The sequence below is a fragment of the Pantoea eucrina genome (assembly GCF_020079945.1).
In the GTDB taxonomy this organism is placed as follows: domain Bacteria; phylum Pseudomonadota; class Gammaproteobacteria; order Enterobacterales; family Enterobacteriaceae; genus Pantoea; species Pantoea eucrina.
In genome coordinates, this window is the sequence record NZ_CP083448.1 from 3,037,117 (window position 1) to 3,054,477 (window position 17,361).

At 54.4% G+C, this 17,361-nt stretch carries 17 protein-coding genes, 2 tRNA genes and 4 rRNA genes; 7 read left to right on the forward strand and 16 right to left on the reverse strand.

Annotation, left to right across the window (positions count from 1 at the left end; genetic code table 11):
- Nucleotides 1-5 precede the first annotated feature (5 nt).
- Nucleotides 6-767 (forward strand): amino acid ABC transporter ATP-binding protein, encoded by a 762-nt coding sequence (locus LAC65_RS14365; protein WP_039380745.1) that lies wholly within the window; start codon nt 6-8, stop codon nt 765-767.
- Nucleotides 768-830: 63 nt separating this feature from the next.
- Here LAC65_RS14365 and rrf (LAC65_RS14370) read toward each other — a convergent pair.
- The 6 genes from rrf (LAC65_RS14370) to LAC65_RS14395 all read right to left on the reverse strand — a co-directional run bounded on the left by rrf (LAC65_RS14370) (nt 831) and on the right by LAC65_RS14395 (nt 6,076).
- Nucleotides 831-946 (reverse strand): 5S ribosomal RNA (gene rrf, locus LAC65_RS14370).
- Between the two features lie 37 nt (nt 947-983).
- Nucleotides 984-1,059, reverse strand: a tRNA-Thr gene (locus tag LAC65_RS14375).
- A gap of 15 nt (nt 1,060-1,074) precedes the next feature.
- Nucleotides 1,075-1,190: ribosomal RNA gene (rrf, locus tag LAC65_RS14380) — 5S ribosomal RNA — on the reverse strand.
- Nucleotides 1,191-1,253: 63 nt separating this feature from the next.
- Nucleotides 1,254-4,159, reverse strand: a 23S ribosomal RNA gene (locus LAC65_RS14385).
- A 212-nt stretch (nt 4,160-4,371) separates the two neighbouring features.
- A tRNA-Glu gene (locus tag LAC65_RS14390) sits at nt 4,372-4,446 on the reverse strand.
- A gap of 87 nt (nt 4,447-4,533) precedes the next feature.
- Nucleotides 4,534-6,076: ribosomal RNA gene (locus LAC65_RS14395) — 16S ribosomal RNA — on the reverse strand.
- The 16S, 23S and 5S rRNA genes sit together here with 2 tRNA genes alongside, the layout of an rRNA operon.
- 490 nt (nt 6,077-6,566) lie before the next feature.
- On the opposite strand from LAC65_RS14395, the gene LAC65_RS14400 reads away from it, so the two are divergent.
- The gene (locus LAC65_RS14400; protein WP_039380747.1) at nt 6,567-7,121 is read left to right on the forward strand and encodes a gamma carbonic anhydrase family protein; all 555 of its coding nucleotides are present in this window, start codon (nt 6,567-6,569) and stop codon (nt 7,119-7,121) included.
- Here the strand turns inward: LAC65_RS14400 and LAC65_RS14405 are convergent.
- The 6 genes from LAC65_RS14405 to dprA are packed head-to-tail and all read right to left on the reverse strand — an operon-like array spanning nt 7,097 to nt 10,884.
- The gene (locus LAC65_RS14405; protein WP_039380749.1) at nt 7,097-7,345 is read right to left on the reverse strand and encodes a DUF1488 family protein; all 249 of its coding nucleotides are present in this window, start codon (nt 7,343-7,345) and stop codon (nt 7,097-7,099) included. The two genes, LAC65_RS14400 and LAC65_RS14405, sit on opposite strands and share 25 nt — an antisense overlap.
- Nucleotides 7,342-8,160, reverse strand: coding sequence for a shikimate dehydrogenase (gene aroE / locus LAC65_RS14410; protein WP_039380751.1), 819 nt, complete (start codon nt 8,158-8,160; stop codon nt 7,342-7,344). Before aroE ends, LAC65_RS14405 begins: the two co-directional genes overlap by 4 nt.
- Nucleotides 8,161-8,163: 3 nt before the next feature.
- On the reverse strand, nt 8,164-8,739 hold the full coding sequence (gene tsaC / locus LAC65_RS14415) for an L-threonylcarbamoyladenylate synthase type 1 TsaC (protein ID WP_039380753.1): 576 nt from the start codon (nt 8,737-8,739) through the stop codon (nt 8,164-8,166).
- Between the two features lie 2 nt (nt 8,740-8,741).
- Entirely contained in the window at nt 8,742-9,290 is a 549-nt protein-coding gene (locus LAC65_RS14420) for a DNA topoisomerase family protein (RefSeq protein WP_039385655.1), read from the reverse strand.
- A 24-nt stretch (nt 9,291-9,314) separates the two neighbouring features.
- Nucleotides 9,315-9,788 (reverse strand): DUF494 family protein Smg, encoded by a 474-nt coding sequence (gene smg / locus LAC65_RS14425; RefSeq protein ID WP_039380755.1) that lies wholly within the window; start codon nt 9,786-9,788, stop codon nt 9,315-9,317.
- Nucleotides 9,760-10,884 carry a DNA-protecting protein DprA gene (gene dprA / locus LAC65_RS14430; RefSeq protein WP_039385656.1) on the reverse strand — a complete coding sequence of 375 codons (1,125 nt, stop codon included), beginning with the start codon at nt 10,882-10,884 and terminating at the stop codon, nt 9,760-9,762. The genes smg and dprA overlap by 29 nt, the downstream gene beginning before the upstream one ends.
- A 113-nt stretch (nt 10,885-10,997) precedes the next feature.
- Here dprA and def point away from each other — a divergent pair, with 113 nt between their 5' ends.
- The 5 genes from def to mscL all read left to right on the forward strand — a co-directional run bounded on the left by def (nt 10,998) and on the right by mscL (nt 15,740).
- Entirely contained in the window at nt 10,998-11,510 is a 513-nt protein-coding gene (gene def, locus LAC65_RS14435; RefSeq protein WP_039380757.1) for a peptide deformylase, read from the forward strand.
- 21 nt (nt 11,511-11,531) lie between these two features.
- Nucleotides 11,532-12,476, forward strand: coding sequence for a methionyl-tRNA formyltransferase (gene fmt / locus LAC65_RS14440; RefSeq protein WP_039380759.1), 945 nt, complete (start codon nt 11,532-11,534; stop codon nt 12,474-12,476).
- A gap of 46 nt (nt 12,477-12,522) precedes the next feature.
- Nucleotides 12,523-13,809 (forward strand): 16S rRNA (cytosine(967)-C(5))-methyltransferase RsmB, encoded by a 1,287-nt coding sequence (gene rsmB / locus LAC65_RS14445; protein WP_039380762.1) that lies wholly within the window; start codon nt 12,523-12,525, stop codon nt 13,807-13,809.
- A 31-nt stretch (nt 13,810-13,840) separates the two neighbouring features.
- Complete coding sequence (gene trkA / locus LAC65_RS14450; protein ID WP_039380765.1) at nt 13,841-15,217, forward strand: Trk system potassium transporter TrkA; 1,377 nt, start codon at nt 13,841-13,843, stop codon at nt 15,215-15,217.
- Between the two features lie 112 nt (nt 15,218-15,329).
- Complete coding sequence (mscL, locus tag LAC65_RS14455) at nt 15,330-15,740, forward strand: large-conductance mechanosensitive channel protein MscL (RefSeq protein ID WP_039380768.1); 411 nt, start codon at nt 15,330-15,332, stop codon at nt 15,738-15,740.
- Nucleotides 15,741-15,757: 17 nt separating this feature from the next.
- Here mscL and LAC65_RS14460 read toward each other — a convergent pair whose 3' ends face one another.
- The 4 genes from LAC65_RS14460 to rplQ form a co-directional block, all read right to left on the reverse strand.
- Nucleotides 15,758-15,976, reverse strand: coding sequence for an alternative ribosome-rescue factor A (locus LAC65_RS14460; protein WP_039380772.1), 219 nt, complete (start codon nt 15,974-15,976; stop codon nt 15,758-15,760).
- A gap of 31 nt (nt 15,977-16,007) precedes the next feature.
- The gene (gene zntR, locus LAC65_RS14465; protein WP_039380774.1) at nt 16,008-16,466 is read right to left on the reverse strand and encodes a Zn(2+)-responsive transcriptional regulator; all 459 of its coding nucleotides are present in this window, start codon (nt 16,464-16,466) and stop codon (nt 16,008-16,010) included.
- A gap of 1 nt (nt 16,467) precedes the next feature.
- Nucleotides 16,468-16,839 carry a DnaJ family domain-containing protein gene (locus tag LAC65_RS14470; protein ID WP_039380777.1) on the reverse strand — a complete coding sequence of 124 codons (372 nt, stop codon included), beginning with the start codon at nt 16,837-16,839 and terminating at the stop codon, nt 16,468-16,470.
- Nucleotides 16,840-16,944: 105 nt separating this feature from the next.
- Nucleotides 16,945-17,331 (reverse strand): 50S ribosomal protein L17, encoded by a 387-nt coding sequence (gene rplQ / locus LAC65_RS14475; protein WP_003850180.1) that lies wholly within the window; start codon nt 17,329-17,331, stop codon nt 16,945-16,947.
- Nucleotides 17,332-17,361: the final 30 nt, after the last annotated feature.

Sequence of the window (17,361 nt, forward strand, 5' to 3'; positions counted from 1 at the left end):
TTACTATGACATCCACAATAACGACGGCGGCTAACGCTATGATGATTACGCTCGAAAACGTGAACAAGTGGTACGGACAGTTTCACGTGCTTAAGGATATTAATCTGCAGGTTAAACCGCGTGAGCGCATTGTACTCTGCGGCCCGTCAGGCTCAGGAAAATCGACCACTATTCGCTGTATCAACCATCTGGAAGAGCATCAGCAGGGACGTATCGTCGTGGACGGTATTCATCTTAACGATGACGTGCGTAACATCGAACGGGTACGCACCGAAGTCGGCATGGTGTTTCAGCACTTTAATCTGTTCCCGCATCTTACCGTTCTGCAGAACTGCACGCTGGCCCCTGTCTGGGTGAGAAAGATGCCGAAGAAGGAGGCGGAAGCGCTGGCGATGCACTACCTTGAGCGGGTGCGCATCGCCGAACATGCACATAAGTGTCCGGGACAGCTCTCTGGTGGTCAGCAGCAACGTGTGGCGATAGCCCGTTCGCTCTGTATGAAACCCAAAATTATGCTGTTTGACGAGCCGACTTCAGCCCTTGATCCTGAGATGGTAAAAGAGGTGCTGGATACCATGATTGGCCTGGCAGAAGATGGCATGACCATGCTGTGTGTGACGCATGAAATGGGATTTGCACGTACGGTGGCTGACCGGGTGATCTTTATGGATCGGGGAGAGATCGTAGAGATGGCGCCGCCAGAGGAGTTCTTCGCTAATCCACGCTCAGAGCGTACCCGCGCGTTTCTGTCGCAGGTTATTCACTGATCTCAGCGCCCTTAGCTCTGCCCCTGCCATGCAGCAGGGGCTTTTTTATGGCTGCGCGTTTTTGCCTGGCAGTTCCCTACTCTCGCATGGGGAGGCCCCACACTACCATCGGCGCTACGGTGTTTCACTTCTGAGTTCGGCATGGGGTCAGGTGGGACCACCGCGCTAGTGCCGCCAGGCAAATTCTTTTACCCGAACTCATGCTTTTTTTAAAACTGGTGCTGATACCCAGAGTCGAACTGGGGACCTCACCCTTACCAAGGGTGCGCTCTACCAACTGAGCCATATCAGCACGCTTTAATTGGATGCCTGGCAGTTCCCTACTCTCGCATGGGGAGGCCCCACACTACCATCGGCGCTACGGCGTTTCACTTCTGAGTTCGGCATGGGGTCAGGTGGGACCGCCGCGCTGTGGCCGCCAGGCAAATTCTGTTATCCGGCAAAACAAGCTGAAAATCGGGTCTCTCAAAACGCCTCTGGCGTTGTAAGGTTAAGCCTCACGGGTCATTAGTACCGGTTAGCTCAACGCATCGCTGCGCTTACACACCCGGCCTATCAACGTCGTCGTCTTCAACGTCCCTTCAGGGCTCTCAGGGAGCCAGGGAGAACTCATCTCGGGGCAAGTTTCGTGCTTAGATGCTTTCAGCACTTATCTTTTCCGCACTTAGCTACCGGGCAGTGCCACTGGCGTGACAACCCGAACACCAGCGGTGCGTTCACTCCGGTCCTCTCGTACTAGGAGCAACCCCCCTCAATTCTCCAGCGCCCACGGCAGATAGGGACCGAACTGTCTCACGACGTTCTAAACCCAGCTCGCGTACCACTTTAAACGGCGAACAGCCGTACCCTTGGGACCTACTTCAGCCCCAGGATGTGATGAGCCGACATCGAGGTGCCAAACACCGCCGTCGATATGAACTCTTGGGCGGTATCAGCCTGTTATCCCCGGAGTACCTTTTATCCGTTGAGCGATGGCCCTTCCATTCAGAACCACCGGATCACTATGACCTGCTTTCGCACCTGCTCGAGCCGTCACTCTCGCAGTCAAGCTGGCTTATGCCATTGCACTAACCTCCTGATGTCCGACCAGGATTAGCCAACCTTCGTGCTCCTCCGTTACGCTTTGGGAGGAGACCGCCCCAGTCAAACTACCCACCAGACACTGTCCGCAGCCCGGATAACGGGCCCACGTTAGAACATCAAACGTTAAAGGGTGGTATTTCAAGGATGGCTCCACGCGGACTGGCGTCCGCGCTTCAAAGCCTCCCACCTATCCTACACATCAAGGCTCAATGTTCAGTGTCAAGCTGTAGTAAAGGTTCACGGGGTCTTTCCGTCTTGCCGCGGGTACACTGCATCTTCACAGCGATTTCAATTTCACTGAGTCTCGGGTGGAGACAGCCTGGCCATCATTACGCCATTCGTGCAGGTCGGAACTTACCCGACAAGGAATTTCGCTACCTTAGGACCGTTATAGTTACGGCCGCCGTTTACCGGGGCTTCGATCAAGAGCTTCTCCTTGCGGATAACCCCATCAATTAACCTTCCGGCACCGGGCAGGCGTCACACCGTATACGTCCACTTTCGTGTTTGCACAGTGCTGTGTTTTTAATAAACAGTTGCAGCCAGCTGGTATCTTCGACTGGCCTCGGCTCGGGGAGCAAGTCCCTCCACCTACGCGCCAGCGTGCCTTCTCCCGAAGTTACGGCACCATTTTGCCTAGTTCCTTCACCCGAGTTCTCTCAAGCGCCTTGGTATTCTCTACCTGACCACCTGTGTCGGTTTGGGGTACGATTTCGTGTTGCCTGGAGCTTAGAGGCTTTTCCTGGAAGCAGGGCATCAGTTACTTCGGCTCCGTAGAGCCTCGTCGTCACGCCTCAGTGTTAAAGAAGACCGGATTTGCCTGGTCCTCACACCTGCACGCTTAAACCGGGACAACCGTCGCCCGGATAACCTAGCCTTCTCCGTCCCCCCTTCGCAGCAACACCAAGTGCAGGAATATTAACCTGCTTCCCATCGACTACGCCTTTCGGCCTCGCCTTAGGGGTCGACTCACCCTGCCCCGATTAACGTTGGACAGGAACCCTTGGTCTTCCGGCGAGCGGGCTTTTCACCCGCTTTATCGTTACTTATGTCAGCATTCGCACTTCTGATACCTCCAGCAGCCCTCACAGGCCACCTTCTGCGGCTTACAGAACGCTCCCCTACCCAGCGACGCAAGCGTCGCTGCCGCAGCTTCGGTGCATGGTTTAGCCCCGTTACATCTTCCGCGCAGGCCGACTCGACCAGTGAGCTATTACGCTTTCTTTAAATGATGGCTGCTTCTAAGCCAACATCCTGGCTGTCTGTGCCTTCCCACATCGTTTCCCACTTAACCATGACTTTGGGACCTTAGCTGGCGGTCTGGGTTGTTTCCCTCTTCACGACGGACGTTAGCACCCGCCGTGTGTCTCCCGTGATAACATTCTCCGGTATTCGCAGTTTGCATCGGGTTGGTAAGCCGGGATGGCCCCCTAGCCGAAACAGTGCTCTACCCCCGGAGATGAGTTCACGAGGCGCTACCTAAATAGCTTTCGGGGAGAACCAGCTATCTCCCGGTTTGATTGGCCTTTCACCCCCAGCCACAGGTCATCCGCTAATTTTTCAACATTAGTCGGTTCGGTCCTCCAGTTAGTGTTACCCAACCTTCAACCTGCCCATGGCTAGATCACCGGGTTTCGGGTCTATACCCTGCAACTTAGCGCCCGGTTAAGACTCGGTTTCCCTACGGCTCCCCTATGCGGTTAACCTTGCTACAGAATATAAGTCGCTGACCCATTATACAAAAGGTACGCAGTCACCCCCATAAAGAAGGCTCCCACTGCTTGTACGTACACGGTTTCAGGTTCTGTTTCACTCCCCTCGCCGGGGTTCTTTTCGCCTTTCCCTCACGGTACTGGTTCACTATCGGTCAGTCAGGAGTATTTAGCCTTGGAGGATGGTCCCCCCATATTCAGACAGGATACCACGTGTCCCGCCCTACTCTTCGAGCTCACAGCCTGTGCGTTTTCGTGTACGGGGCTGTCACCCGGTATCGCGCGCCTTTCCAGACGCTTCCACTAACGCACAAGCTGATTCAGGCTCTGGGCTGCTCCCCGTTCGCTCGCCGCTACTGGGGGAATCTCGGTTGATTTCTTTTCCTCGGGGTACTTAGATGTTTCAGTTCCCCCGGTTCGCCTCGCAGCACTATGTATTCATGCTGCGATGATGCACTGAGTGCACCGGGTTTCCCCATTCGGACATCGCCGGCTGTAGCGGTTCATATCACCTTGCCGGCGCTTTTCGCAGATTAGCACGTCCTTCATCGCCTCTGACTGCCAGGGCATCCACCGTGTACGCTTGGTCGCTTAACCTCACAACCCACAGGCGTTTTGAACGCTGTGAATCGCGATAATCTTGAGACCCGGCCGCATCGCGCATCGTTCTTATTACGGAGAACGAATACGACGCGGTCGTTTCAAATTTTCAGCTTGTTCCGGATTGTTAAAGAGCAAATATCTCAAACGCGACTCGCAAGCCGGTTTTGAGATACTGTGGAGACACCTTTCACCTGTCACCAAGCAAGTGGCGTCCCCTAGGGGATTCGAACCCCTGTTGCCGCCGTGAAAGGGCGGAGTCCTAACCGCTAGACGAAGGGGACACATCGTGTCGCGACTTCGCAGCCGTCTTGCTCATTACTTTCTATCAGACAATCTGTGTGAGCACTTCGCGGGAAGGTATCTTCAGGTAAGGAGGTGATCCAACCGCAGGTTCCCCTACGGTTACCTTGTTACGACTTCACCCCAGTCATGAATCACAAAGTGGTAAGCGCCCTCCCGGAGGTTAAGCTACCTACTTCTTTTGCAACCCACTCCCATGGTGTGACGGGCGGTGTGTACAAGGCCCGGGAACGTATTCACCGTAGCATTCTGATCTACGATTACTAGCGATTCCGACTTCACGGAGTCGAGTTGCAGACTCCGATCCGGACTACGACGCACTTTATGAGGTCCGCTTGCTCTCGCGAGGTCGCTTCTCTTTGTATGCGCCATTGTAGCACGTGTGTAGCCCTGGCCGTAAGGGCCATGATGACTTGACGTCATCCCCACCTTCCTCCGGTTTATCACCGGCAGTCTCCTTTGAGTTCCCGGCATCACCCGCTGGCAACAAAGGATAAGGGTTGCGCTCGTTGCGGGACTTAACCCAACATTTCACAACACGAGCTGACGACAGCCATGCAGCACCTGTCTCAGAGTTCCCGAAGGCACCGAAGCATCTCTGCTAAGTTCTCTGGATGTCAAGGCCAGGTAAGGTTCTTCGCGTTGCATCGAATTAAACCACATGCTCCACCGCTTGTGCGGGCCCCCGTCAATTCATTTGAGTTTTAACCTTGCGGCCGTACTCCCCAGGCGGTCGACTTAACGCGTTAGCTCCGGAAGCCACTCCTCAGGGGAACAGCCTCCAAGTCGACATCGTTTACGGCGTGGACTACCAGGGTATCTAATCCTGTTTGCTCCCCACGCTTTCGCACCTGAGCGTCAGTCTTCGTCCAGGGGGCCGCCTTCGCCACCGGTATTCCTCCAGATCTCTACGCATTTCACCGCTACACCTGGAATTCTACCCCCCTCTACGAGACTCAAGCCTGCCAGTTTCAAATGCAGTTCCCAGGTTAAGCCCGGGGATTTCACATCTGACTTAACAGACCGCCTGCGTGCGCTTTACGCCCAGTAATTCCGATTAACGCTTGCACCCTCCGTATTACCGCGGCTGCTGGCACGGAGTTAGCCGGTGCTTCTTCTGCGGGTAACGTCAATCGGCGAGGTTATTAACCTCACCGCCTTCCTCCCCGCTGAAAGTACTTTACAACCCGAAGGCCTTCTTCATACACGCGGCATGGCTGCATCAGGCTTGCGCCCATTGTGCAATATTCCCCACTGCTGCCTCCCGTAGGAGTCTGGACCGTGTCTCAGTTCCAGTGTGGCTGGTCATCCTCTCAGACCAGCTAGGGATCGTCGCCTAGGTGAGCCGTTACCCCACCTACTAGCTAATCCCATCTGGGCACATCCGGTGGCGTGAGGTCCGAAGATCCCCCACTTTGGTCCGAAGACGTTATGCGGTATTAGCTACCGTTTCCAGTAGTTATCCCCCTCCACCGGGCAGTTTCCCAGACATTACTCACCCGTCCGCCACTCGTCACCCGGAGAGCAAGCTCCCCTGTGCTACCGTCCGACTTGCATGTGTTAGGCCTGCCGCCAGCGTTCAATCTGAGCCATGATCAAACTCTTCAATTTAAGTTTGATTTGCTTAAACAAGTTAAGCGGTGCTCTGTGAATTAAACTTCGTAATGAATTACGTGTTCACTCAGCAAAGACTTGATATTTTTTAAAGCCCGTAGGCTTGTGATATCAATCCTGCGAGTGCCCACACAGATTGTCTGATAAATTGTTAAAGAGCGGTGCAGCCAGCGCCTCAGGCGTCTGCTGCGAGGTGGCGTATATTACGCTTTCCTCCTCCGGAGTCAACCACTTTTTTCAGCGTTTTCTCCGGCGGGGTGAATCGCTTCACGCCCTGCTGAGCCCGTCTGCGTTGCCGCTTTGCCGTCTCAGTGGTGGCGCATTATAGGGATCCGAATTTTTTGCACAACCCCTTTTTTCGATCTTTTTTACTGAGTGGCGAGTTTCTGTTCTTTTCGCTGCGATCGCGAGCGATCCGGTTAAATTTCACCTTGTTCAGCACTGCATTTAGCTGCACGCTGGGAATAATTGATAAAGGAGAAAGATCATGTCTGTAGCCCTGCGCCCTTATAAGTACTCTTTTCCGCAAACCGGCGAGCGTGTCATGGTAGATAGCAGCAGTGTTGTTGTGGGTGATGTTCGATTAGATGATGATGTCAGTATCTGGCCGCTGGTCGCGATCCGCGGTGATGTTAATCACGTCATCATTGGTAAAAGAAGCAATATACAGGATGGCAGCGTTCTGCACGTCACGCATAAGTCAGCCACCAATCCCCAGGGATATCCTTTACTGATTGGCGAAGATGTGACGGTCGGGCATAAGGCGATGCTGCATGGCTGTACTATCGGCGATCGCGTGCTGGTCGGCATGGGCTCAATCGTACTGGACGGGGCCATTGTTGAAGAGGATGTCATGATTGGGGCGGGCAGCCTGGTCCCCCCCGGCAAGCGTCTCGTCAGCGGCTATCTCTATTTAGGTAGTCCGGTGAAACAGATTCGCCCGCTTACTGAAGCTGAAATTGCCGGCCTGCTTTACTCATCCGGCAATTACGTCAAATGGAAAGATGATTATCTGAATCAGGAGAGCCAGACCCAGCCCTGATCGCTGATCGCATCCGCCAGAATAAGCTTTTCAGCTTCCTCTTCTATATCCCAGCGATGTGCGCAGAACAGCGCCATCGCCTCTCCTTCACCAAAACGCGCATGAAGCGCGGGCTGAGAAATAGCACAGGTGATTCCCATGCCATTTACCAGAGCAGGAAAGATGACTGCCTGCTGCTGCCGATCCCAGCTTTCCCGTTCAGGAAAATGAATCGCCTGATTCATGGCTGCATGGCTCGCTTTAGTGTATCGATCACCGGCGTAATCTCCGGCATGACACCGTGCCAGAGCTGAAAAGCGTGTGCAGCCTGTCCCACCAGCATGCCCGCGCCATCCGCCACGACGTCAGCGCCCTTCTGCTGGCACCATAGAAGAAAAGGCGTCAGGCCCGGTTGGTAAAACATGTCATAGCAGCGTACCCCGCGCTCAATCAGCGTGGCAGGTAAAGGTGGCATGTCGCCTGCAACACCGCTGGAGGTGGCATTGATGATCAAATCAAAAGCGTGTGCACTGAGCCGGGCAAAGTTTACTGCCTCAATCTCTCCGCAGTGACTAAACTGTTGCGCCAGCTCTTCAGCACGGCTGGCGGTGCGGTTTACCACCACCAGCGAGCAGCCGGCGGCAAGCAGAGGCTGGATCACACCGCGCGCAGCCCCCCCTGCACCGACCAGCAGGATCCGATCGCCTGGCTGGATCATCTCCAGCCTTTGCAGATCGCTGAGCAGGCCGATCCCGTCGGTGTTATCTCCGAAAAGCGAGCCATCACTTCTCTTATGCAGCGTATTCACTGCGCCAGATAGCCTGGCGCGCTCGCTCAGCGCATCAGCCAGCGACCACGCCTGCTGTTTAAACGGCAGGGTCACGTTAGCCCCCCTCCCCGCCGCAGCGAAAAAGGCGCGCAGCCTCTGCGGAAAAGCATCCAGCGGCGCGCAGATTTGACCGTAGCTGTGAGCTATACCGGTTTGCCGGGCAAATTCGCGATGAATAAAGGGGGACTTACTGTGCGCAATCGGATGGCCAAAAACGGCAAAGTTTTCCATCTGTCAGCCCTGGCGAATCAGTTCACCGCTGAGCACATCGCGGATTTCTGAAGGGTTAAGACGCCCTCCGGTGGCTGCCTGCAGCACCGGAAACGCAACGCCAAACTGCTCAGTGACTTCAGCAGCGGTGCGACAGGGCGGCATGCCGGTCAGGTTTGCGCTGGTAGAGACCAGCGGTTTGCCAAAACCACGGCATAATGCCTGAACGTCAGAGTGATTACTGACGCGGATCGCCAGTGAATTGAAACGCCCCGTCAGCCAGCGTGGTGTGCTGGATCGCGCCGGCACCACCCAGGTTACCGGACCAGGCCAGGAGGCAAACATGCGTTCGCGCTGCTCCGCTGTCAGTTGCTCATCGTCAATATAGGGCGTCAGCTGAGTATAGTCAGCGGCAATCAGGATCAATCCTTTCTCAACCGGCCGTTGTTTCAGCTGCAGCAGCGCCATTACCGCACGTTCGCTGTCAGGGTCGCAGCCAAGGCCAAATACGGCTTCGGTGGGATAAGCGATTACGCACTGCTGTTTTAGCTGCTCAATGCAAAAGTCAGCGCTTCCTGGAATAGATTGAGACTGGTTCATGATTACTCTTCTTCCGGCACAACGGGCTTGCCGCAGCGTTTACTGGCGCAGAAACGCCTGACGCCCTGTGCAGTTTTCTTTTCTATTAGTAAGGGGAACTGGCAGTGTGGACACGTACCGTCAACCGGCGTGGCGTTAATAGCAAACTGACACTCAGGATAGCGATCGCAGGCGTGAAACGTTTTGCCATAGCGCGAGCGCCGCTGTACCAGTTTACCGCTGGCACACTGCGGACAGGCAATAGTTGTCACATCAGGTTTATCAACGGCTTCCGTATAGTGGCACTCCGGATAACCGCTGCAGCTGATAAACATGCCAAACCGTCCCTGACGCAGTACTTTGTCTGCACCACACTGCGGGCAGGCATGCCCTTCCAGCACCTTGACGATATGGCCATCCGCCTGATTTTTCATCGGCCGGATATAGTCGCAGGCGGGATAGTTACTACAGCCCAGAAACGGGCCCGTTTTGCCAGAACGTATGACTAATTCTGCCCCGCACGCGGGGCAGGGTTCCTGTTTGCGCACGCTAAACAGCGCTGATTTATTCATATTACCCGGGGTATTCATTACAGATTAATGCAGCATACCTTCATTGACGTCGAATAACAGTTCTTCCATTTGCTGATAGGCATTTTCGCATCCCGGAATATTAAACAGCACCATCAGCACCACCCATTTCAGATCCTGCAGATCGAACTCCAGCGTATCAAGCGCCATAACCCGTTCGATAACCATTTCCCGCGTTTCCATGTTCAGTACCTGAATCTGCTCAAGGAACAGCACGAAACCGCGACACTCTGCATCTAAACGCTGGCTCTCTTCCTCAGTGTAGATACGCATAGAGAGAGGATCGTTTGCCAGTAATACCGGTGCGACCAGCCCCTCCTGGTAATCCGCCAGCCGTTCAAGCCAGTTCAGCGCATTGTAGATATCTTCACGGTGAAAACCGGCGTCAGTTAGATCATCAGTGAGTTTATCCTGATCAACGCGCATCTCAGCTTCGTTATGAATATAGGTTTCAAACAAGTACATAAGTACGTCGAACATGGCATGCCCTCCTCAATCGGACATAGCCGCCGGGTACAGCTGCGATCCATCCTGCTAACTCCAGTTCGAGCAATTGTGCAGCGATGACTGGCACAGGTTGGCCGGCACGTTCAGCGACGACGTCAACAGGTGTAACCTCATCACCTACGTTAGCCAACGCGCTGAGAAATGGCAATGGAACATCGTCACTGAGTTGTGAATATATTGTGTCCGATTGGTTTACGGGCAGCCACTGCAGCGTAGAGTGCAAATCCTCCAGAATATTATTGGGATGAGCAACCAGCAGTGCGCCCTGCTGTATCAGCCAGTGCACGCCTTCACTGCCGGCGTTACCCAGCGCTCCGGGCAGCGCATAAACATTGCGGTTTTGCTCAAGTGCATAACGCGCCGTCACCAGCGAACCGCTTTTCAGCGACGCCTCTACCACCAGCACGCCATAGCTTAAGCCACTGATAATGCGGTTACGTCGCGGGAAGTTCACGCCATGCGGCGCACACGTCAGCGGCAGTTCAGAAATAAGCGCACCGCCGTGACTGATAATGTCGCAGGCCAGTGCCTGATGCTGCTTTGGATAGAGGCACTGTAATCCACTGCCCAGTACCGCCAGCGTCTTTCCTCCGGCAGCCAGCGCGGCACGATGCGCAATACCATCAATACCGCGCGCCAGTCCACTGGTGATAGTCAGGCCGCTTACGGCCAGCTGTTGCGTAAACCACTCCCCCCACTCTTTCCCGTAAAGTGAGCAGTTGCGGCTGCCGACCACGGCAAGCTGAGGCTGGGTAAGCGCTGCTGCATCGCCAGCGACAAACAGCGCGGTCGGGTAGCGCGCTGTCTCTTTAAGCCGCTCCGGATAACGAGCATCCGTGCAGTCAATCAGGCTATGCTGCGGCTGCTCCAGCCACGCCAGTGTGTTATCACGCTGGCGCGGGCACAGCACCAGGTAGTGCTGCCGCTGTTGTTCACTCATTCCCTGAGCGCGCAGCCACTCATCATCCACTCTGTCAGCAGCCTTTAACGCCGTCATAAAGCGGTGCGCTTTGTGGCCGCTCAGGCCCCGTACGTTTGCTGCTCTGAGCACTCTTTCCAGCTTTTCCATTTTGCCTTCCATGACCGCCGTGTCTGTGCCGTGCAATGCTGTCAATCGGGCCCTGAAAAGTCTACAATATGAACCAGTAATCTTTTCTTTAACGCATATAGATCTGGATATTTATGTCAGTTTTGCAGGTATTACATTTTCCTGACGATCGCCTTCGCAAAATTGCTGCACCGGTTGCAGCAGTTGACGCCGGGGTTCAGCGTATCGTCGATGATATGTTTGAAACGATGTATGCCGAAGAAGGCATTGGCCTGGCGGCTACACAGGTTGATATCCACCAGCGTATTATCGTTATCGATGTCTCTGAAAATCGTGACGAACGCCTGGTGCTCATCAATCCGGAGCTGCTGGAAAAAAGTGGTGAGACCGGTATCGAGGAAGGCTGCCTTTCTATTCCGGAACAGCGTGCATTTGTGCCGCGCGCCGAGCGCGTCAAAGTTCGCGCGCTGGATCGCGACGGTAACAGCTTTGAACTGGAAACGGATGGCCTGCTGGCAATCTGTATTCAGCATGAGATTGACCATCTGGACGGCAAGCTGTTTATCGATTATCTGTCACCGCTGAAACGCCAGCGTATTAAACAGAAACTGGAAAAACTGGCTCGCCAGAATACCCGCGCATCCTGAGAGCGAACAGAAGGCTAAATTGTGTCTGCACCGTTGAAAATTATTTTTGCCGGTACACCTGACTTTGCAGCGCGTCACCTTGACGCGCTGCTTGCATCTGAGCATCAGGTAACCGGCGTCTTTACCCAGCCCGATCGTCCTGCCGGACGCGGCAACAAACTCACTCCCGGCCCGGTAAAAGTGTTAGCCCAGACGCACGGTATACCGGTTTTTCAGCCCAAATCACTCAGGCCGGAAGAGAACCAGCAGCTGGTAGCCGATCTGCAGGCAGATATCATGGTCGTCGTGGCCTATGGGCTGATTCTGCCACAGGCAGTGCTTTCGATGCCCCGTCTCGGTTGCGTGAACGTTCACGGCTCGCTGCTGCCACGCTGGCGCGGTGCCGCGCCGATTCAGCGTGCGCTCTGGGCTGGCGATAGCGAAACCGGTGTGACCATTATGCAGATGGATGCAGGCCTCGACACAGGCGATATGCTGCTCAAACTCAACTGCCCGATTGGTCCGGACGATACCAGCGCTTCGCTTTACGACCGCCTGGCTGAACTGGGGCCGCAGGGCCTGCTGCAAACGTTAACGATGCTGGCGACCAACCGTGCCCAGCCTGAGGTACAGGATAACGCTCTGGCGACCTACGCTGAAAAGCTCAGCAAAGAGGAAGCCCGGCTGGACTGGACGCTGCCGGCGGCGCAGCTGGAGCGCTGTATCCGTGCCTTTAATCCCTGGCCGGTAAGCTATTTTCTTATCGATGATCAACCGGTAAAAGTCTGGCAGGCAACGGTGTTACCGCATCAGGATAAACAGCCGGGCGAAATCCTGCACGCCGATAAGCAGGGCATTCAGATCGCAACCGCGGATGGTGTCTTAAACCTGTTATCCCTGCAGCCAGCTGGCAAAAAACCTATGTCAGCCCAGGACCTGCTCAACTCACGTCGCGAATGGTTCACTCCCGGAACCGTTCTGGCCTGATCCTGTTGCCCGGTACGCGCCGGGCCCAACTGCCTGATGAAATACTATGAAAAAAGCGACTAACCTGCGCAGCCTGGCGGCGCAACTGATCGAACGTGTGGTGGATAAAGGCGAATCGCTCAGCGCTATCCTTCCTGCCGCGCAAAAAACCGTGGCGGACAAAGATGGCGCCCTGCTGCAGGAGTTGTGCTTTGGTGTGACGCGCACATTACCTCAGCTGGAAGCGCTGATCGGCAAGCTGATGGAGCGCCCGTTAACCGGTAAACAGCGCGTGCTGCACTACCTGATTATGGTCGGCCTTTATCAGCTGCTTTATACGCGTATCCCGCCGCATGCCGCGCTGGCGGAAACTGTTGCCGGCGCAGAAGTCCTTAAGCGGGCTAACCTGAAAGGGCTGCTGAATGGCGTGTTACGCCAGTTTCAGCGTCAGCAGGAGAGCCTGCTGGCAGAAGTGGATCAGGCACCGCAACGCTATCTGCATCCTGGCTGGTTACTGAAACGTCTTCAGCACGCCTGGCCGCAGCAGTGGCAGGCGATCACCGAGGCCAACAATCAGCGTCCGCCAATGTGGTTGCGCGTCAATCGCCAGCATCATACGCGTGATGCCTGGCTGGCATTGCTGAATCAGGCGGACAAAAATGGCATCTGCGGCGATGCGCCGGATGCTGTACGTCTGGAATCACCAGCGCCTGTAAGCCAGCTGCCGGGTTTTGAGCAGGGATGGGTTACGGTTCAGGACCTCTCCGCGCAGCGTTGTGCTCTGCTGCTCGAACCTCAGCCAGGCGAACATATACTGGATCTCTGTGCAGCGCCGGGCGGTAAAACCACACATATTCTGGAAGTGGCCCCACAGGCCAGTGTGATGGCAGTTGATATTGATGAGCAGCGCCTGAGCCGCGTGCGGGAAAACCTGCTGCGCCTGAACATGACTGCAGAAGTGCGTCAGGGCGATGGCCGTACGCCTGCCGCCTGGTGTAACGATCTGACATTTGACCGTATCCTGCTTGATGCGCCCTGTTCTGCAACCGGCGTGATACGTCGCCATCCTGATATCAAATGGCTGCGCCGCGATCGGGATATTGCGGAGCTGGCAGCACTGCAGCGTGAAATCCTTAATGCCATCTGGCCACGTCTGAAATCAGGCGGCACGCTGCTGTATGCGACCTGTTCAGTATTGCCGGAAGAGAACCATGAGCAAATCCGCACGTTTCTTGCCGACCATGATGATGCCATCGCGGTGCCGCTGCCGCAGGGGGATGAATATGGCTGGCAGGTATTCCCGCACGCTGACGGCGGTGACGGCTTTTTCTACGCTAAGCTGATAAAAAAATAGTGCGGCGCACGCTAATGAGAGCAACAGAGCGATGAAAATTATTATCCTCGGAGCCGGTCAGGTTGGCGGTACGCTGGCAGAGAATCTGGTGGGTGAAAACAATGACATCACCGTGGTAGACAGCGACCCTTCACGTTTACGCGTGTTGCAGGACAAATTTGACCTGCGCGTTGTCCACGGCCACGGTTCTCATCCGCGTGTCCTGCGTGAAGCGGGCGCAGAAGATGCCGATATGCTGGTTGCCGTAACCAGTTCGGACGAAACCAATATGATCGCCTGTCAGATAGCTTACTCGCTGTTTAATACGCCAAACCGTATTGCGCGTATTCGTGCAGCGGACTATCTGCGTGATGGCGATAAATTATTTACGCCGGAAGCGGTGCCGATTGACCACTTAATCTCTCCTGAACAGCTGGTTATCGACAATATCTATCGTCTTATCCAGTATCCTGGCGCACTTCAGGTGGTCAATTTTGCGGAAGGGAAAGTAAGCCTTGCCGTGGTTAAAGCCTATTATGGCGGCCCGCTGGTCGGCAATCCGCTCTCTATCATGCGTGAGCATATGCCACACATCGATACGCGGGTTGCGGCTATTTTTCGTCAGGATCGCCCTATTCGTCCGCAGGGGTCAACCATTGTTGAAGCGGGTGATGAAGTGTTCTTCATTGCTGCCAGTCAGCACATTCGCGCCGTAATGAGCGAGATGCAGCGGCTGGAAAAGCCTTACAAACGCATCATGCTGGTAGGCGGGGGCAACATCGGTTTTGGTCTTGCGCAGCGGCTGGAAAAACATTACAGCGTTAAACTTATCGAGCGTAATCAGCAGCGCGCCGCTGAACTGGCAGAAAACCTGCAGGACACCATCGTATTTTATGGTGACGCCTCCGATCAGGAGCTGCTGGCTGAAGAGCATGTGGATCAGGTTGATCTTTTTATTGCCGTGACCAATGACGATGAAGCCAACATTATGTCAGCCATGCTGGCTAAAAAGATGGGGGCGAAAAAAGTCATGGTGCTGATACAGCGTCGCGCCTATGTTGACCTGGTGCAGGGCAGCGTAATAGACATCGCCATCTCACCACAGCAGGCCACTATTTCTGCCCTGCTGAGCCACGTACGCAAGGCGGATATTGTGGGCGTTTCGTCACTGCGCCGCGGCATTGCAGAAGCCATTGAAGCGATTGCACATGGCGACGAGAGCACGTCACGCGTGGTTGGCCGGCAGATTGAAAATATTAAATTGCCGCCCGGCACGCTAATTGGCGCCATTGTGCGCGGTGATGAGGTGATTATTGCTAATGCAAACGTCAGAATCGAACAGGGTGATCATGTGATCATGTTTCTGACAGACAAAAAATTTGTTCCGGATGTAGAGCGACTGTTTCAGCCCAGCCCGTTTTTCCTCTGATAATCGCTGGACTGCCTCTCCCTTCGCGGCCTCGCTTTAATGCGCTGCAATAATGGAAAATGCGCTAAGGTTTGTTAGACTTTATCGATTGGCTTAGGCAAGGGAGATAACCATGAGTTTATTCAAAGAGTTTCGCGATTTCGCCATGCGTGGCAACGTAGTGGACCTGGCAGTCGGTGTCGTGATCGGTGCTGCGTTTGGTAAAATTGTTTCATCATTAGTGGCGAATATCATCATGCCTCCGCTGGGCCTGCTGATTGGCGGCGTGGACTTTAAGCAGTTCAGATGGGTGCTGAAACCGGCAGAGGGTGATGTTCCTGCTGTGGTGATGGAGTATGGTAATTTTATCCAGACCGTATTTGATTTTGTCATTATTGCATTCGCGATTTTCATGGCGATTAAAGTAATGAACAAACTCTATACCAAAAAAGAAGTAGAGAAGCCGGCACCGAAGCCTTCCAGCGAAGAAGTACTGCTCACGGAAATCCGTGATTTGCTGAAGCAGCAGAATACAAAGATCTGATAAAAAAGCCGCCTGACTCAGGCGGCTTTTTTTATGCCATAGCAGAAGGCCAGTGATAAACAGTGTTGCTTATCGCTGGCCTCCCGCTGCTGTCCCTTTGCATGCTTCTCTTTACGACGATAGCTGCCCTTACCTTTCTGGTTACGCTCGATCCGCTGACGATAAAGCGGGTCATGCAGTAACGCCTCCAGCGCATTATCATTGATGATCCCTTTGCGATGCTGATAGTGACTCATACCTTTCTCCTGATAAATTTCGGGGGTAACTTTACTCTTTTTGTCCGGCGTTGCAATCTTTACCGCAGCAGGCTTCTGGCTGCGGATCGTTGCCTGTCTCCAGCGCTTCAAGAATAGAACAGCAGGCGGAGCTGTGTTGCTCGCCGCAGCAGGTTTGCGCCAGCCGCTGCAGTGAACGCTGAATGATCTGCAGTTCAGCGATAACATGATCAACCTCTTCCAGCCTGCTGGCCACGATCGCTTTTGACTCCTGACAGGTGTGATGATCGGGTTCGATCCTGATCGACAGTAATCCCCGAATCGCTTCCAGAGTAAAACCAAGCTGACGTCCGTAGCGAATGAACCGCAGACGCTGCAGATCTTTATCGCTGTAAAGACGAAAGCCGCCTCCGGTGCGCATTCTGTGCTCCATCAGCTGCTGCTTTTCATAAAAACGAATGGTGTCCGGCGTAACTTCCGCAAGCCGGGCGAGTTGACCAATGCGATACACGCTATTCACCCTGCTTAAGACGTTGAGCAATATCAGCACGATAACGGCTGTATAAAAATTCGGTGCTCAGGCCAGCCTGCTGCAGTTTACTTTCAAGGAGAATGAGGCGCCGGGTAATTTCAGCGTGAGAAGGTTCTTCTGCATCAAGCGTCTGCAACAGCTTGTGCAGTTCAAGTGCCTCTTTCCGGGCTTCAAGCTCAGGCGGAAGATAGCCGGCATTCTTTAACAGACGATACGCGGTACGCAGTTCAGGGGGAACTGCGCTGTCATCATCCAGCTGTAACGGCGCACCCTCACCAGGAAGGTTGCTTAGTTCACCTTTTGCCTGAGCTTCACGAATGTGCTGTTCCGCCAGTTGATCGATTAACCACATAGCGCTCTCCTGTCGATATCTGTCAATGACTCAGGAAATCATAGCGGATGACAAATTTCAGGCAATAAAAAACCCGCCGGAGCGGGTTTTCTACGATACTGCAGATTACTCTGCAGCAGCTTCTGCTTGAGCTTCTGGACGATCAACCAGCTCGATGTAAGCCATCGGAGCGTTGTCACCAGCACGGAAGCCACACTTCAGAATACGAGTGTAACCACCGGCACGGCTCGCGAAACGCGGGCCCAGCTCGTTAAACAGTTTTGCCACGATCTCGTTATCACGAGTGCGGGCGAATGCCAGACGACGATTAGCTACGCTGTCGGTCTTGGCAAGAGTAATCAGCGGCTCAACTACGCGACGCAGTTCTTTGGCTTTCGGCAGAGTCGTTTTAATGATCTCATGACGAACCAGAGAACCAGCCATGTTGCGGAACATAGCCTGACGATGGCTGCTGTTGCGGTTCAGTTGACGACCACTCTTACGATGGCGCATGACCTTATCCTTCTCAGTGAAACCTTAACC

Bases quoted from the DNA above. Each gene is read 5' to 3' on its own strand.
- LAC65_RS14460 (WP_039380772.1), bottom strand. From the start codon at position 15,976: ATGAGTCACTATCAGCATCGCAAAGGGATCATCAATGATAATGCGCTG.
- smg (WP_039380755.1), bottom strand. From the start codon at position 9,788: ATGTTCGACGTACTTATGTACTTGTTTGAAACCTATATTCATAACGAA.
- mscL (WP_039380768.1), top strand. From the start codon at position 15,330: ATGAGTTTATTCAAAGAGTTTCGCGATTTCGCCATGCGTGGCAACGTA.
- tsaC (WP_039380753.1), bottom strand. From the start codon at position 8,739: ATGAACCAGTCTCAATCTATTCCAGGAAGCGCTGACTTTTGCATTGAG.
- def (WP_039380757.1), top strand. From the start codon at position 10,998: ATGTCAGTTTTGCAGGTATTACATTTTCCTGACGATCGCCTTCGCAAA.
- LAC65_RS14400 (WP_039380747.1), top strand. From the start codon at position 6,567: ATGTCTGTAGCCCTGCGCCCTTATAAGTACTCTTTTCCGCAAACCGGC.
- LAC65_RS14420 (WP_039385655.1), bottom strand. From the start codon at position 9,290: ATGAATAAATCAGCGCTGTTTAGCGTGCGCAAACAGGAACCCTGCCCC.
- trkA (WP_039380765.1), top strand. From the start codon at position 13,841: ATGAAAATTATTATCCTCGGAGCCGGTCAGGTTGGCGGTACGCTGGCA.
- rsmB (WP_039380762.1), top strand. From the start codon at position 12,523: ATGAAAAAAGCGACTAACCTGCGCAGCCTGGCGGCGCAACTGATCGAA.
- aroE (WP_039380751.1), bottom strand. From the start codon at position 8,160: ATGGAAAACTTTGCCGTTTTTGGCCATCCGATTGCGCACAGTAAGTCC.
- LAC65_RS14365 (WP_039380745.1), top strand. From the start codon at position 6: ATGACATCCACAATAACGACGGCGGCTAACGCTATGATGATTACGCTC.
- dprA (WP_039385656.1), bottom strand. From the start codon at position 10,884: ATGGAAAAGCTGGAAAGAGTGCTCAGAGCAGCAAACGTACGGGGCCTG.
- LAC65_RS14470 (WP_039380777.1), bottom strand. From the start codon at position 16,839: ATGTGGTTAATCGATCAACTGGCGGAACAGCACATTCGTGAAGCTCAG.
- rplQ (WP_003850180.1), bottom strand. From the start codon at position 17,331: ATGCGCCATCGTAAGAGTGGTCGTCAACTGAACCGCAACAGCAGCCAT.
- LAC65_RS14405 (WP_039380749.1), bottom strand. From the start codon at position 7,345: ATGAATCAGGCGATTCATTTTCCTGAACGGGAAAGCTGGGATCGGCAG.